Annotated in this window: 15 protein-coding genes and 3 tRNA genes; 12 read left to right on the forward strand and 6 right to left on the reverse strand. The window is 35.3% G+C overall.

The features are described 5' to 3' along the window. Positions 1–51 precede the first annotated feature (51 nt). The 8 genes from truD (at position 52) to OTJ99_RS02925 (ending at position 4,672) form a co-directional block, all read left to right on the forward strand. Positions 52–1,227 (forward strand): tRNA pseudouridine(13) synthase TruD, encoded by a 1,176-nt coding sequence (gene truD, locus OTJ99_RS02890; RefSeq protein ID WP_045165316.1) that lies wholly within the window; start codon positions 52–54, stop codon positions 1,225–1,227. Between the two features lie 61 nt (positions 1,228–1,288). Next, a tRNA-His gene (locus OTJ99_RS02895) sits at positions 1,289–1,365 on the forward strand. Between the two features lie 14 nt (positions 1,366–1,379). After that, positions 1,380–1,455 (forward strand) — tRNA-Gln (locus tag OTJ99_RS02900). 480 nt (positions 1,456–1,935) lie between these two features. After that, positions 1,936–2,373, forward strand: coding sequence for a type VII toxin-antitoxin system MntA family adenylyltransferase antitoxin (gene mntA, locus OTJ99_RS02905; protein WP_045165314.1), 438 nt, complete (start codon positions 1,936–1,938; stop codon positions 2,371–2,373). A gap of 31 nt (positions 2,374–2,404) precedes the next feature. Then, a complete protein-coding gene (locus OTJ99_RS02910) occupies positions 2,405–2,578 on the forward strand; it encodes a HepT-like ribonuclease domain-containing protein (protein ID WP_235374652.1) in 174 nt (57 codons plus the stop codon). Next, positions 2,541–2,840, forward strand: a complete 300-nt coding sequence (gene hepT / locus OTJ99_RS02915) for a type VII toxin-antitoxin system HepT family RNase toxin (protein WP_235374651.1) — start codon at positions 2,541–2,543, stop codon at positions 2,838–2,840. The genes OTJ99_RS02910 and hepT overlap by 38 nt, the downstream gene beginning before the upstream one ends. 119 nt (positions 2,841–2,959) lie before the next feature. Further along, a tRNA-Lys gene (locus OTJ99_RS02920) sits at positions 2,960–3,035 on the forward strand. Positions 3,036–3,142: 107 nt separating this feature from the next. Continuing rightward, complete coding sequence (locus OTJ99_RS02925; RefSeq protein WP_045165581.1) at positions 3,143–4,672, forward strand: YifB family Mg chelatase-like AAA ATPase; 1,530 nt, start codon at positions 3,143–3,145, stop codon at positions 4,670–4,672. On the opposite strand, the gene OTJ99_RS02930 is transcribed toward OTJ99_RS02925, so the two are convergent. From OTJ99_RS02930 to OTJ99_RS02950, 5 genes are all read right to left on the reverse strand, one after another. Beyond that, positions 4,665–5,477 (reverse strand): metal ABC transporter permease, encoded by an 813-nt coding sequence (locus OTJ99_RS02930; RefSeq protein WP_045165313.1) that lies wholly within the window; start codon positions 5,475–5,477, stop codon positions 4,665–4,667. The genes OTJ99_RS02925 and OTJ99_RS02930 overlap by 8 nt on opposite strands. Positions 5,478–5,509: 32 nt before the next feature. Next, positions 5,510–6,271, reverse strand: coding sequence for a metal ABC transporter ATP-binding protein (locus OTJ99_RS02935; RefSeq protein WP_045165312.1), 762 nt, complete (start codon positions 6,269–6,271; stop codon positions 5,510–5,512). A 30-nt stretch (positions 6,272–6,301) separates the two neighbouring features. Further along, positions 6,302–7,162 carry a metal ABC transporter substrate-binding protein gene (locus OTJ99_RS02940; protein ID WP_045165311.1) on the reverse strand — a complete coding sequence of 287 codons (861 nt, stop codon included), beginning with the start codon at positions 7,160–7,162 and terminating at the stop codon, positions 6,302–6,304. Next, entirely contained in the window at positions 7,159–7,584 is a 426-nt protein-coding gene (locus OTJ99_RS02945) for a Fur family transcriptional regulator (protein ID WP_045165310.1), read from the reverse strand. Before OTJ99_RS02945 ends, OTJ99_RS02940 begins: the two co-directional genes overlap by 4 nt. A gap of 178 nt (positions 7,585–7,762) precedes the next feature. After that, positions 7,763–8,080, reverse strand: coding sequence for an ArsR/SmtB family transcription factor (locus tag OTJ99_RS02950; protein ID WP_045165309.1), 318 nt, complete (start codon positions 8,078–8,080; stop codon positions 7,763–7,765). A 160-nt stretch (positions 8,081–8,240) separates the two neighbouring features. Here OTJ99_RS02950 and OTJ99_RS02955 point away from each other — a divergent pair, with 160 nt between their 5' ends. Continuing rightward, on the forward strand, positions 8,241–9,638 hold the full coding sequence (locus tag OTJ99_RS02955) for a radical SAM protein (protein WP_045165308.1): 1,398 nt from the start codon (positions 8,241–8,243) through the stop codon (positions 9,636–9,638). 74 nt (positions 9,639–9,712) lie between these two features. On the opposite strand, the gene OTJ99_RS02960 is transcribed toward OTJ99_RS02955, so the two are convergent. Continuing rightward, a complete protein-coding gene (locus OTJ99_RS02960) occupies positions 9,713–10,309 on the reverse strand; it encodes a glycerol-3-phosphate acyltransferase (RefSeq protein ID WP_045165307.1) in 597 nt (198 codons plus the stop codon). 103 nt (positions 10,310–10,412) lie between these two features. Here OTJ99_RS02960 and OTJ99_RS02965 point away from each other — a divergent pair, with 103 nt between their 5' ends. Genes OTJ99_RS02965 through topA form a run of 3 tightly spaced genes read left to right on the forward strand, consistent with a single transcriptional unit; the run spans position 10,413 to position 15,004 of the window. Further along, entirely contained in the window at positions 10,413–11,768 is a 1,356-nt protein-coding gene (locus tag OTJ99_RS02965; protein WP_045165580.1) for an RtcB family protein, read from the forward strand. Between the two features lie 30 nt (positions 11,769–11,798). Then, positions 11,799–12,890 (forward strand): DNA-processing protein DprA, encoded by a 1,092-nt coding sequence (gene dprA, locus OTJ99_RS02970; RefSeq protein WP_045165306.1) that lies wholly within the window; start codon positions 11,799–11,801, stop codon positions 12,888–12,890. A gap of 29 nt (positions 12,891–12,919) precedes the next feature. Continuing rightward, the gene (topA, locus tag OTJ99_RS02975; RefSeq protein WP_045165305.1) at positions 12,920–15,004 is read left to right on the forward strand and encodes a type I DNA topoisomerase; all 2,085 of its coding nucleotides are present in this window, start codon (positions 12,920–12,922) and stop codon (positions 15,002–15,004) included. Position 15,005 lies beyond the last annotated feature (1 nt).

Genomic DNA, 15,005 nt, shown 5'->3' on the forward strand with positions numbered 1-15,005 from the left:
AGGTGTCAATAATGACACTGCAAAAAGAGACGTACAAAGGGTGAGAAAAGCTTGAAAATTAAGGTTCTTCCAGAAGATTTTATAGTCAAAGAAAAACTTGACATTGAGATAAAACCAAGCGGAAAGTACAAGATTTATCTTTTGAAAAAGAAGCACTGGAACACAATTGATGCGTTAAGATTTATATCAAAAGAGAACAAGATTCCATTTGAGAAAATAGGCTGCGCAGGAAGAAAAGACAGACATGCTCTTACTTTTCAGTATATTTCTGTACCAAGAGAATATGACATAAGTTTCAATAGAGAAAATGTTAAGCTTGAATTTATAGGGTATTCAGATGATTTTGTTTCACCTATGATACTCAAAGGCAATTATTTTGAAGTAGTAATAAGGAAGATAAAGAATAAGGATGAAAGAATTTTTCAGAGACTTGATGAGATAAAGAAATTTGGTTTTCCAAATTATTTTGATGACCAGCGTTTCGGAAGTGTCGAAAACGAAGAGGAATTTATCGGTGAGAAGATAGTAAAAAAACATTACAACGGAGCACTAAAACTCTATTTTACAACCATTCATCCTGAGGATAAAAGAGAAGAAAAGGAAAGAAAGAAAAAGATATTTGAGCTTTGGGGGGACTTCGAAAAAGTACTTCCTCTTTGCAAAACAAAGGTTGAGAAAGAGATAATAAAGACTTTAATGAAAGGCAAAAGCAGACACTATTTAATCGAAGCTGTAAACCTCATACCAAAAGAAGAGATGTCAATGTTTTTCTCTGCTTACCAGAGCTATATCTGGAACAGGACTTTAAGCACAGTTTTACCATATTATACTGATTTGCTAAAACCTGTTAAGGGGAAGATTATGGAATATCTTATTTATAAAACACTTTCTGACAAAGCTTTGAATGAATTAAAAAATCTTAAAATTCCGACTGTATCATCAAGAATACCTTACGTAAATAGTCTTGTTAACAATACCATTTTGGAGATTTTAAATGAACGAGGGCTTAAACCTTCAGACTTTGACCTCAAAAAGATAAGAAAGTCGTTTTATAAATCATTTTTAAGACCTGCAATAGTCTTTCCAGAAAATCTTGAGGTTTCAAACTTTGAAGAAGATGACTTTTATAGCGGATATTTTAAACTAAAATTGAAATTTCATCTTCCAGCCGGCTCATTTGCCACAATGCTTTTTAAAAGTTTAACAATATACATTGCGAACACATAATCGCTATTGACTGACAACCTGATTGCTTTTATAATATAAGCTGCTTATTAAGGAAGAGGCGGTGGATATAGCTCAGTTGGTTAGAGCGCCAGGTTGTGGCCCTGGAGGTCATGGGTTCGAGTCCCATTATCCACCCCATATATAAAATAAGTTGGGGTGTCGCCAAGCGGTAAGGCACAGGACTTTGACTCCTGCATTCCGGTGGTTCGAATCCACCCACCCCAGCCATTTTTGTTTTATGGAGAGTTTTAAGGGTTACAGAGGATTGTTTAAAAATGTTAAGCGACAGAAAATACATCAAATCCGGCAGTACTTTGAAATAACAGGATTTTAAAAAGAAAACAAGACTTACAATAGTGATACTATATCCACCGAACGCAGGAAGAATGCGTGAGGTGGTTTTATTATATCCCAATGACGTATTTTAAAATTTTTTCTTTTGGTCAATTCATTTAATAGCTATATAGCTATATTTTTACTCATTGTAGCCGCTGTTTTTGCTATGAGTATATCGCTGTCAAAGAAAGTTAAATCAAACTGTTATCTTCAAGACTTGAGAGCTAATGATTTATTTGAAAGTGAGTTGGAAATAACAAAAAGAGGATGTTCTTATGAAAGACATCCTCTTTTATTGCGCGATTTAGGAATTTTTGATAAAATAATTCAAAAGAACTTTGAATGACTATTTGTAATAGAAGGGGCTAAAAAATGATAAGGATAAATAAAATTGATATTGATCATGCTAAAAAAGCTATTGAAGATTTGGGTGCATTTTTCAGCAGGTTTGGTGACAAGGTTGTTGTTGCTTATCTTTTTGGCTCATTTGCAGCTGAAACATATACTCCCCTTTCTGACATAGACATAGCGGTTCTGCTTAGAGAAGAACTTTCTAAAGAAGCGGTTGAAGAACTTGAAAATGAGATTCTTGATGGACTCATGAAAATCTTTAAGACTGACGAAATTGACCTTATTACACTCAACAGTGCACCTTTGTCTGTGAGATACGGTGTATTAAAAACTGCAAAGATGGTGTACTGCAGCAATATTGAAAAAACGATTGACTTTCAAACAGAGGTCATTTCAAAGTATCTTGATATAAAGCCTTATAGGGAAGAATTTTATAGGGAATTTTTGAAATCTTTGTAAAGATTTATTGAAAGGAGTTTGTTTTTAAGATATGGACGAAAAAATATTATTTCATTTAAAGCTCTTAAAAAAATATACAGAGTTGTTGAAAGACATATCAAAAGTTGATTTTGAAGAATATATGGCAAATGAAATCTTAAAAGGTGCAGTGCAAAGGTATTTGCAAATTGCAATTGAAACATGTATGTATCAACATTGGAAATAGGATAATTTCAATAGAACAAACAAAAGGTAAAAATATAAAAACGCCTGAAACATATGCAGATATATTTTTGGCATTGTCTCAATTAGGTATTATTAATGACGAATTTAGCACAAGGCTTTCTCAAATGGCAAGGTTTAGAAACAAACTGGTACATCTTTATTGGGAAATTGATGATAGTTTGGTTTATAGGTTTATAAAAGAAAATATGCAAGATTTTGAAGAATATATTTGTTGTATAAAAAAGTATATCCAAAATAATTAATATTTATTGTAAACTTTACAGTATAATCATTTTAAGTTAATTGTTCGTATATTTCGAACAAAAGTTTGGTATTGTAGAGTCAGCAGACATCAGCTATAATAACAGTGCACCTTATATATGGGCCATTAGCTCAGTAGGCAGAGCACCAGCCTTTTAAGCTGGGTGTCCCGCGTTCGAGTCGCGGATGGCTCACCATGTTAAATATAAAAGCCCTTAAAAAAGAGGGCTTTTTTTGTTATATATTGAAAAGAAGAAGCTTGTGTGATAAAGTTTTATTAAAAAAAGAAAGGAAAAGAAAAAAGGTGCTTGCAAAAATTTTGACATCTTCATATATAGGGATAAAAGGCTTTGTTGTTACTGTTGAGACTGATATGACAAATGGACTTCCAAATTTTGATATTGTGGGACTTCCAGATGTTACTATAAAAGAGTCAAAAGAGAGAATAAAGGTTGCTATAAAAAACAGTGGATTTGATTTTCCAAACAGAAGAATAATTGTAAATCTTGCTCCTGCCAGCACTAAAAAAGAAGGCTCATCATTTGACCTTCCAATTGCTATTTCAATTCTAAAATCATCTGAGCAGATTAGTCCAAAGCTAAATCCAGACGACATTGCCATTATTGGTGAGCTTTCCTTAGATGGCAGCGTAAAAAAAGTGAATGGGGCACTTTTGATGACAATTGCTGCACTTGAAAATAACGTAAAAAAAATAATTGTGCCATACGAAAACAGGGCTGAGTGCGCAGTTGTAAAAGGAATAGATGTTTACCCTGTTAGGACATTGAAAGAGGCAATAGAAGTTTTAAATGGAAGTGAAGATATTAAACCGTATAAAATTGACTTAGATAATCTAAATGCAGATCATTTTACATATGACATTGATTTTAGTGACATAAAAGGGCAGGAGTATGTGAAAAGAGCAGTTGAGATTGCTGTTGCTGGTATGCACAATCTTTTATTAATTGGACCACCAGGGGCTGGTAAGACAATGATTGCACAGAGAATACCGACAATTTTGCCACCTATGACCTTTGAGGAAAGTTTAGAAGTTACAAAGATTTACAGCTGTGCAGGGCTTTTGAAAGAAGGCGAAGCACTCATACTAAGAAGACCTTTTAGAAGCCCACATCACACCGCTTCCTCAATTGCTATAATTGGTGGAGGTAAGATTCCAAAACCGGGTGAGGTTTCTCTTGCACACAATGGAGTATTGTTTTTAGACGAATTTCCAGAGTTTGATAAAAAGACAATTGAGGTTCTTCGCCAGCCTCTTGAAGATGGGTACATAACAATTTCAAGGGTAAATGCATCAATTGAGTATCCTGCCAAATTTATGCTTGTCTGTGCAATGAATCCATGTAAATGTGGATATTTTCTTTCTGAAGATCGGGAGTGCACATGTACCCCTACTCAAATCAGACAATACCTTAGCAAAATTTCCGGACCCATTTTAGACAGAATTGATGTCCAGGTTGAGGTGAAGGCTGTAAAGCTTGAAAATTTAAATTCTTCTTCTTGTAAAGACTCAAGTAGTATGAGAAAGGCAATTGAAAAAGCACGGCAAATTCAGCTTGAAAGGTTTAAAGGACTTGGGATTTACTATAATTCCCAGATGAAAGGAAACCATATAAACAAGTTTTGCAAACTTTCTCAAAAAGAAAAAGCCTTGCTTGAGAAGGCTTATAACACTTTGAATTTGTCTTTACGAGGGTATTCTAAGATTTTGAAGGTTGCAAGGACAATTGCAGACTTAGAAGAAAGCGAAGAAATTAAAATTGAGCATCTTCACGAGGCAATATCTTACAGGCTTTTAGAAAGAAGGCTTATTTAGGATTCACTTTGGGTTTTCTTGAGACCTTGGAAATAGTTTCATAGAGTAAGAAAATTACAACAAAAACTAAAACTGTTGCACCACCGGGTGGGACATCTACATAATAAGATAGGCTCAAGCCTGATGTTATAGAAATCAAAGATATCAGCAAAGAGCTTATCTGAAGCATTTTGAAGTTTTTTGAAAACCTCATGGCTATTGCAGTAGGGAAGACAATCAAGCTTGATATCAAAAGTCCACCTACAATCTTGAGTGAGACAGCAATTATTGTAGCAGAGAGTATGTTCAATATAAAATCTAAAAGCCTTGTGTTTATTCCTGAGACCTTTGCGCTCATCTCATCAAATGTTGTGTACAAAAGCTGATTTTTAAACCCAGTTAAGAATACTACTGTTACAATTGATATTGCTAATATTATCCAAACATCTTCATTGCCAATTGTCACAATGCTTCCAAAAAGGTAGCTCATAAGATTTGCACTACTTTTCAAAACTCCAAACAAAACAGCAGCGATGCCAAGTGCAGTGATTGAAACAAGCGCGAGAGAAACTTCTTCAAATCTTTTAAATCTTGTTTTAAAATATTCCAAAAGCAATGAAAATACAACTGTTGCTAAAACAGCACCAATTGTTGGGCTAAAATTCAAAAGGAGAGCTGCTGCAACGCCAACAATTGCAGTGTGAGAAAGAGAATCTCCAATCTGTGAAAATCTCTTTAGTACTAAGAAATTTCCAATAAGAGATGTCATAGTAGAGACTAAAATTCCGACAATTAAAGCTCTTTGCATAAATTCATACTGAAGCATCTTTTCACATCCCAGCGTTGAATATTTTTACTCTAAGTTAAATCTTTTTTAGGTATATAAAAATGTTTATGTTCAATCTTCTTTATCCTGTATTTGTACACACTTTCAAACTTAGAAGGCGAAAAGTCCTTGGCACTGCAAGCTGTGTAAATCATACCATCACCCATGCAAATTATTGTGTCTGCATGGTGTGTGACAGCATAAACATCATGCGTTACCATCAAAATGGTTGTGCCTTCTTTCTTTTTTTGTCCTAAAATATCAAATAAAAGTTCTTCAGATTTGCTATCTATTCCAACTGTTGGCTCATCTAAGATCAAGATTTCTGGGCTTGAAATTAGAGCACGTGCCAAAAACACTCTTTGCTGCTGCCCACCTGAAAGATGGCCTATTAACCTATCTTTTAGATTTTCTATCTCAAGCCTCTTCAAAATCTCCACAGCCTTTTTTAAATCCTGCTCTGAAAAGCTCTCAAAAAATCTCTTTTTAGGAGAAAGCCCTAAAAGCACTGCTTCCAAAACACTCATAGGAAAGCTTTGATTAAAGCTTGTTACTTTTTGTGGAACATAGGAAATCTTTCTTCTATCTTCAGCTGAAAGTTCACTTTTACCAAATATCAAGACCTTACCACTTGTTGGCTTTAGTATTCCTGCTATTATATTCAAAAGGGTAGTTTTTCCAGAACCATTAGGTCCAACTATTGTAGCAAACTCGCCTTTTTGAATTTTAAGATTAATATCTTTTAATATATGCTTTTGGTCTATAAAAAAGTTGACATCAATTAGCTCAATCATTTTTAAAATTGCTCTCCCAAAAAAACTTTTTTATTTGTTCAAAACAACTTCAAATGCCTTGAGATTTTTTTCCATGAAAGTTAAGATTGTCTCTTTCTGAGATTGCTCTTTGCTGACAATTCCCATACCATATGCATATACTATTTTTATACCCGTATCTTTCGCTAATGATTTGACAGCAGACAAATTTTCGTTTGGATCAACAAGGATGTATTTTATGTTTTTCTTTTTGATTAAATCTACAATCTCTTTCATCTTTGCAGCAGAAGGTTCTTCTTCCTCATTTACCCCTGTGATTGAGTATTGCAAAAGTCCATAGTTTTTTGCCAAATACCCAAATGATGGGTGGCTTATCAAAAATTCTTTTCTCTTTGCTTTACTTACAACAGTTTGAAACTGTCTGTCAAGCTCATCTAACTTTAAAACAACAGAAGAGTAGTTCTTTTTGTAATATTGTCTGTTTTTTGGATCTATCTTAGTTAATGCCTCCTCAATATTTTTGGCCATCTTTTTCAAAAGCCTTGGTGATGTCCAGATATGTGGGTCGCTGTGCACAAATTCTATACCATCTGAAGCTTTAAATACTTTAACGTTTGTGCCATCAAGAGGTTTTATTACCCATTCATCCACAAGTCCCAAATAAATCACAGCTTTTGAGGATGTCAATTTTGCAATGTCTTTCGATGACGGTTCAAATGAGTGAATTTCAGCACCGTCTTTTACTATCTTCTCAACAACAAGCTTGTCTCCTGCAATGAGCTTTGTAAGTGAATAGACAGGGTAGATGGTAGTGTAAATTGTATTCGAAGCCTTATTTTGGAACTTGCAAGCGCCCAACAAAACAAGTAAGGACAGTAAAATCAACACTAAAAAGTATTTTAATTTTCTCATCTTTTATCCCCTCCATAGCATTTATTACAGATTCCGTAGACCTCTAAGTTGTGAGATAAAACCTTAAAGTTTTTCTTGCTTAATTCTTCTTCTATTAGATTTATCTTACAGTCAACAATATTGCTCTTTTGATGGCATTTTATACAAACAAAATAGTGGCAATGGTCAATTTTTTTTAGTTCAAAAAAACACTTCCTGTTTATAATGGACTTTTGAGCAATTCCTTTTTCAGCAAAGAGGTCAAGCACTCTGTACACTGTCGCAAGGTCAATGTTTATGTTGTTTGAAGAAAGTTTTTGATAGATTTGGTCAGCACTTAGGCATTCATTTGAATTTTGTAGAACCTTGAATATTTCAACTCTTTGCCATGTTGCTTTTAAGTTATGAGAATTTAATAAGGTTTTAATGTTGTTTTCTGACATCTTACTCTCACCTACTTGCAAATAATTTGCAACAACTCATGTAAGATATTATAGATTGGCAGTATAAAAAAATCAAGACTTAGAAAAAATAAATAAGACCCCCTTTTTTGTTTTGGCAATTTCCAAAGGAGGTCTTATTTGACTCTGAGCTTTTCCAGATTATGATAGTTTCAAACTTTTAAGTAAGTGAGGATAACAATTTCAAGTCATTAGCAAAAAGTTCTAATTTTGAGATGTCTTGTATCAATGCCTTTAAAAAAGGATATTTATCAAAAACATCATTTCTAATTGAATAAATCTTCCTCTGCGCCTGATTTCTTGCTTCAACAAGTCCTACATTCTTAAGATAAGCAAGGTGGCGCGAAACTTTTGGCTGACTTTCTTGAATTAGCTTTACTAAACTACTCACATTTTGTTCACTATGGGCTAATATGTTTAATATCCTAAGCCTTGTTGTGTCTGATAATGCGTAAAGTATTTCATTTAGCCTTGTCATTTTCTCTCCCCTTCGTACAAAAGACTATGACAATTAAATTATAGCACGTTTTTGAACAAAAATAAACATACTTATATACACATATGCATATATAAATATTGACACATCTTACGAAAAAGAGTTATAATAAGAGCAAATAAAAAAGAGGGAGTGGGAAAAAATGGAACTTCCAAAAAGAGTGATAGGAGAAGCAGTTTTAAAACAGGTGATTAGGTATCTTGCAAATAACCCTGAAGAGAATATGGGCAAGATTTTAGACCTTACAGAAAAGATAGTAAGGCGTGAGAGGGACAAGTGGTATATTCAAAACGCAAAAAAATATTTGCTTGACCCCAACAGCTCTTGGCATCACTATGCGATGAGGATTATAAAGGAGACAAATCCAAAGGTAAGGGAGAGAATTCTCATCAACTTCTTCCTAAATGCAGGCTTTATTGGTGTTCCAAAACAACTTGAACTCATCAAGAAATATGACATAAATATTCCATATGCAATTTTGATTGACCCGACAGCTGCTTGCAATTTGCACTGCAAAGGTTGCTGGGCAGGAGAGTATCACAAGGCTGCAAGGCTTGAGTATGAAGTACTTGATAGAGTTGTTAAAGAAGCGCAAGAACTTGGCATTTATTTTATAATCTTCTCAGGTGGAGAGCCACTTCTGAGGAAAGATGATATTCTTAAGCTTTGTGAAAAGTACGAAGATACGGTTTTCCTATCATTTACAAATGCTACTTTAATTGATGATGAGTTTATCGAAAAAGTTGCAAAGGTTGGTAATTTGGCATTTGCAATCAGCATAGATGGATTTGAAAAGTCCACAGACGAAAGACGCGGCCCAGGTGTATTCAAAAAGGTTGTCACAGCAATGGAAAAACTAAAAGAGGCAGGTGTTGTGTTTGGATTCTCAACAACATATCACAGGTACAATGTAGAAGAAGTTTCATCTGATGAGTATATAGACTTTTTGATAGAAAAAGGTGCAAAATTTGGCTGGTACTTCACATATGTTCCAGTTGGCAAGGATGCGGATGTATCATACATGGCAACACCAGAGCAGAGAGCTTACATGTACAAGAGGATTGAAGAGATCAGGTGGTCAAAACCGATATTTGTTCTTGATTTCTGGAACGATGGAGAACCTGCTGGTGGGTGCATTGCAGGTGGAAGAAGATACCTTCATATAAACGCAAATGGTGATGTAGAGCCTTGCGCATTTATACATTTCTCAAATGTGAATATAAAAGAATGTTCACTGCTCGATGCACTAAAATCACCACTGTTTATGGCATACAGAAAGAATATTCCATTTAATGAAAATCATTTGAGACCTTGCCCGATGATTGACAATCCGCTAAAGCTAAAGCAAATAGTTGAAGAATCTGGAGCACGTCCAACCCAAATTGGCGGTGAAACAGAAACTGCTGAAGAGCTTGCAAACAAACTACTTGAATACTCAGAAAAATGGGGCAAGGTTGCGGATAAACTGTGGGAGCAGAGAAAACAAGGTATTCCTCAGAACAAGGTTGACTTGTCAGTGTTAGAAGAGGTAAAGAGCTAAAAGATACAGAACTAAAGATATAAACAAGAAGGGGCAAGCTTAAATATATTCCTTCAAGCTTGCCCTTTTTTAAATTATGCTTTAAAAATACTTTTAGCTATTTTGATTAAGTCCATCTCAATAGGTTTGGTTCTCAGCTGCCTATAAGTTAGAAATGCGCCCAGCAGAAGCAAAAATATCAAATCATCAATTGGCAAATACACACATCTTACCCAAATCATAATTGACCATATACCAATGACTGTTCCAAGGTTGTCTTTCTTGTACATCAAAAGACCCCAAAATGTAAAAAGTGCAAAAAACACAACAGGAAATATGCCATAGAGGGCAAACAATATACCTGTTGTTGCAGCGATGGACTTTCCACCCTTGAGATGAAGGAAAACAGAATATGCATGACCTAATATTACCATAAAAACAACAATGTAAATGTCAGGTGATTTTAATAAAAGTATATGTTTTCCTATGTAAGCTACAAAATATCCTTTTGAAATGTCAAAGATAAGTAAAGGTACACCTGCTTTCACTCCAGCTATTCTAAATGCATTAGTTGCGCCAGGATTTTTATCAGGAGCATTTGTTATATCTTTATTGAAAAACTTCTTTGTGATAATATACGAAAAGGGGATACTTCCAATCAAAAATGAGATAAAAGAAAACACAATAATCATTATTTATAATCTCTTGACGAATTGTTTATACAAATTTTAACTCATTTTATTGAATAATTCAAACTTAAAGAAGAAAAATTCTCAGAAAGTGGTGATTGGGCTTATGAAAAAGATAAGAGATGGTGTATACACAAATGACTATGCAATTTTCTTCATGACAGAAGAGATACTAAAAGACCTTGATGAAGGAGTTCTGCAGCAGGCAAAAAACGCATCCCAGATTCCAAACGTAGAGTTTTTGGGCTATACACCTGATGCGCATATTGGCAAAGGCACATCAATTGGGACAATAATTGTGTGGGATATGTCAAAGGCTTGGATATCACCCACAATTGTGGGTGTTGACATAGGCTGCGGTATGAGACTTATTCTGACAAAGTCCTATGCAGATGATATAGACAAAAATCTTCTAAAGAAAATGATGAGTGAGATAGAAGATTTGATTCCAACAGGTGTTGGGAAAAAGAATAAAAAGATTTCTCTATCTTACTCAAAGTACGAAGAGTATTTGCAAAACACAGAGATTGACAAAGACATATCAGATAAGATGGTTTTAATTCATGAGTTTGACATTGATACAATTCCAGATGAAGCGTATGAAATTGGCAAAGAGCAGTTTGCAACACTTGGTGGCGGTAATCATTTTATTGAGTTTCAAAAGCTTCACGTAATAGATGAGGTGGTTGCAAAAGAGTGGGGGCTTTTTGAAGGTCAGCTTGTTGTGATGATTCACTCAGGCTCAAGAAGGTTTGGCGCAGTTATTGGCGATTACTATCAAAGAAAATTTAAAGATGTGATGAAATCAAAAGGTATCACAACTCCAGACCCACAGCTTACCTTTTTGCCAATTGACAGCAAAGTTGCAAAGGACTATATTAAAGCTATGCAGTCAGCAGCAATATATGCAAAAGTCAATCGCCATTATATGAGCAATTTCATAATATCCGTTTTGGACAAACACGGGATAGAAGGTTGGGTACTTTATGATGTTGCACATAATATAGCGTATATGGAAAGATTTGCAAACAGAGAAAAACTTGTGATAAGAAAAGGTGCAACAAGGGCTTTGCCACAGAATCACTATTTAATTCCAAATCCAAAGTTTTTAAAAACAGGGCATCCTGTGATTTTGCCGGGAAGCATGGGTTCAAGCTCATATCTTATGAGAGGAATTGAGGACAATATCATTAGCTATCATACGGTCAACCATGGAGCAGGAAGAGTACTTTCTCGAAACAAGGCAAAAAAAACAATTTCGGTTGAAGAGTTTTCAAAGGCTTTAAGACAGGGCCAGGAAAATGAAATACTTATAAATACAAAGAATCTCAAAGACTTTTTGGATGAAAGTCCGCAAAGTTATAAAGACATAGATACTGTTATAAACTCAGTTATAACCTCGAGGCTTGCTGTGCCTGTTGCTAGGATGACACCGCTTGGTGTTATCAAAGGGAAAGATTAAATAAAAACAAAAGGGATGAGATTTTTAAAGATGAGTGATGAGAGAAAGCTTTACTGGCTTTGGCTTTATACTATAAAAGGAATAGGTCCTAAAAAGTTCCGACAAATAAAACAAGAATTTGGTACTATAGAGAATGCTTATTCGAACAGAAGGGAGTTTAATTTAGAAGGTTTTCCCCAAAATATAAAAGAGGCTATAAGAAGTTCAGATTTGAATGAGGCAGAAAAGGTCCTTGAATTTTGTATAAAAAATAGTATAAATATAATTCTTGAAGATGATGAATTTTACCCAGCAGAGTTTAAAGACTTTGATCACTCACCTGTAATACTCTTTGCGAAAGGCAATTTGAATGTTCTCAAAACTCAAAACAAGATATCAATGGTTGGAACAAGAGAGCCCACATATTATGGGAAAAGAGTTGCAAGAGAACTTGCAAGCTTGGTTGCACAGCAGAATATAGTTGTTGTAAGTGGCATGGCACGCGGAATTGATACATTCTGTCACATGGGAGCTTTAGAAAATGGCACCACAATTGCTGTTTTGGGCTGTGGTGTTGATGTTGTCTATCCAAAGGAAAATTACAAGCTGTACAACCAGATTGTAGAAAAAGGGTGTGTGATTTCTGAATTCTTGCCAAAGACGCTGCCAGATAGGATGAATTTTCCACAGAGAAACAGGATTGTTGCGATGCTTTCACCTTGCTTGGTTGTGATTGAAGCAGCAGAAAAGAGTGGTACATTTTCAACTGTTGACTTTGCTCTTGAGATGGGCAAAGAGGTTTTTGCTGTGCCGGGTAATATCTTTTCGCAGAAGAGCAGTGGTACAAACCGGCTCATAAAAGAAGGCGCGAGAATCGTGTGTTCGTATCAAGATTTTTTGGAAGATTTAAAAGAAATTTATAATCTTTTCCCAAAACAGATAAGTTTGTTTGATTTTGAAGAAGAACTCTCTGAAGAAGAGGATACCATTTTAAAACTCTTAGATAGTGTGGAAGAAACTCATATTGAGAATTTGATTTTGATGACGAACTGGTCAGCAGCAAAAGTTGCAAGTGTTATAACGTCGCTTGAGATAAAAGGCAAGGTTGTTCGAGAAAGAGGAAATATAATTGTCAAGATATAAAATTTCACAACATAGGAGGTAAATACTCATTGAAAAAGCTTGTCATAGTTGAATCACCAGCCAAAGCAAAGACAATTGCGAAGTACCTTGGCAAAGAATTTAAAGTAGAAGCGTCAATGGGGCACGTAAGAGACCTTCCAAAGAGTGATTTGGGTGTTGATATAGAAAACAACTTTGCACCAAAATATATAAACATTCGTGGAAAAGCAGATGTGATAAACAGGCTCAAAAAATCTGCACAAGAGGCCGAAAAAGTATACTTAGCCACCGACCCTGACAGAGAGGGCGAAGCAATATCATGGCATTTAGCAACTATTTTAGGGCTTGATATGAACGACAATGTGAGAATTACTTTTAATGAGATAACAAAAAAAGCTGTGCAAGAGTCCTTGAAAAATGCAAGGCCAATTAACCAAAACCTTGTAAATGCCCAGCAGGCAAGAAGGGTACTTGACAGGCTTGTCGGCTACAAGCTCAGCCCTTTTTTGTGGGAAAAGGTAAAAGGGGGACTTTCTGCAGGGCGCGTCCAGTCTGTTGCAACACGGCTTGTTGTTGAACGCGAAGAGGAGATAGAAAACTTCAAACCAGAAGAGTATTGGACTTTAGAGGCAATATTTAGAAAAGATAACCATGTATTTAAAGCAAAGTTTCATGGTAGCAAAAAAGGCAAGATTGAACTTAAAAATCAAAACCAGGTAGATGAAATTGTAAATCAAATTAAGGACAAAGAATTCAAAGTAACAAAGTTGAAAATTACCGAGAAGAAGAAAAACCCGCCACCACCTTTTATAACAAGCACTTTGCAGCAGGAGGCATCAAGAAAGCTTAGGTTTACGCCCGCTAAAACCATGATGATTGCCCAGATGCTCTACGAAGGTGTTGAGATAAAAGGCGAGGGAAGTGTGGGACTCATTACCTATATGAGAACAGACTCAACGAGAGTTTCTGAAGAAGCACAAGAAGCTGCAAGGGAAATAATTTTAAAAAAATTTGGCAAGGAGTATGTTCCTGAAAAGCCAAGAGTATACAAGACAAAGGGTAATGCTCAGGATGCACATGAAGCCATCCGCCCGACATATATCGAAAAAGATCCAGAGAGTATAAAAGACTCTTTGACGCCTGACCAGTATAAGCTCTACAAGCTAATCTATGACAGATTTTTAGCATCACAGATGGAAAGTAGCATATATGATTCTTTGTCTGCAGAGCTGGAAGTTGAAGGTTATGTTTTTAAACTCACAGGCTCAAAGTTAAAGTTTCCAGGATTTATGGAAGTATATATTGAAGGAAAAGACACAGATGATGAAGAAGAGGAAGAAAACCAACTTCCAGAGATTGTTGAGGGTGAGATTTTAAAGCCAATTAAAATTGATGCAAAACAACATTTTACACAACCACCTTCGCGCTACACAGAGGCAACGCTTATAAAGGCATTGGAAGAGAAGGGAATAGGAAGGCCAAGCACCTATGCTCCAACCATCCAGACAATTTTGGAGCGAGGTTATGTAGTCAAAGAAGATAGATTCTTAAAACCAACAGAGCTTGGAAGGATTGTAACAAATATTTTAAAAGAATACTTCAAAGACATAGTCGACATTGAGTTTACAGCAGAGCTTGAAGAGAATCTTGACAAAATAGAAGAGGGTAAAGCTGATTGGGTGGAGATTGTAAAGAAATTTTATCAGCCACTTGAAAAAGAACTTGAGATTGCACGAAATAACGTGCAGCAGATTAAGGTTGACGACAAGGAGACAGATGTTGTCTGTGACAACTGTGGAAGAAAAATGGTCGTAAAAAAAGGACGATATGGAAAGTTCTTAGCATGTCCAGGCTATCCGGAATGCAAGAATACAAAACCCTATTTTGAATATTTAGATGTTTTGTGTCCCAAATGTGGTAAAAAACTTGTCAAAAAGAAGTCAAAGAAAGGTAAAAAGTATTATACCTGCGAAAACTATCCTGAATGTGACTTTATAGCATGGGAAAGGCCAGCTAAAAACTGTCCAAAATGCAATAAGCTGATGTTTGAAAAAGGCAAAAAGGGAAGCAAAAAACTTGTGTGTTCAAATGACTCTTGTGGGTATGAAGAGAAGATGAATAAAAAAGGTGAGTGAA

It is taken from the genome of Caldicellulosiruptor naganoensis (genome assembly GCF_026914285.1).
GTDB lineage: Bacteria > Bacillota > Thermoanaerobacteria > Caldicellulosiruptorales > Caldicellulosiruptoraceae > Caldicellulosiruptor > Caldicellulosiruptor naganoensis.

Coding starts and splice junctions, on each gene's coding strand:
- mntA (WP_045165314.1), top strand. CDS start 1,936: ATGATAAGGATAAATAAAATTGATATTGATCATGCTAAAAAAGCTATT.
- OTJ99_RS02940 (WP_045165311.1), bottom strand. CDS start 7,162: ATGAGAAAATTAAAATACTTTTTAGTGTTGATTTTACTGTCCTTACTT.
- OTJ99_RS02960 (WP_045165307.1), bottom strand. CDS start 10,309: ATGATTATTGTGTTTTCTTTTATCTCATTTTTGATTGGAAGTATCCCC.
- OTJ99_RS02955 (WP_045165308.1), top strand. CDS start 8,241: ATGGAACTTCCAAAAAGAGTGATAGGAGAAGCAGTTTTAAAACAGGTG.
- OTJ99_RS02935 (WP_045165312.1), bottom strand. CDS start 6,271: ATGATTGAGCTAATTGATGTCAACTTTTTTATAGACCAAAAGCATATA.
- dprA (WP_045165306.1), top strand. CDS start 11,799: ATGAGTGATGAGAGAAAGCTTTACTGGCTTTGGCTTTATACTATAAAA.
- OTJ99_RS02950 (WP_045165309.1), bottom strand. CDS start 8,080: ATGACAAGGCTAAATGAAATACTTTACGCATTATCAGACACAACAAGG.
- OTJ99_RS02930 (WP_045165313.1), bottom strand. CDS start 5,477: ATGCTTCAGTATGAATTTATGCAAAGAGCTTTAATTGTCGGAATTTTA.
- OTJ99_RS02965 (WP_045165580.1), top strand. CDS start 10,413: ATGAAAAAGATAAGAGATGGTGTATACACAAATGACTATGCAATTTTC.
- OTJ99_RS02910 (WP_235374652.1), top strand. CDS start 2,405: ATGGACGAAAAAATATTATTTCATTTAAAGCTCTTAAAAAAATATACA.
- OTJ99_RS02945 (WP_045165310.1), bottom strand. CDS start 7,584: ATGTCAGAAAACAACATTAAAACCTTATTAAATTCTCATAACTTAAAA.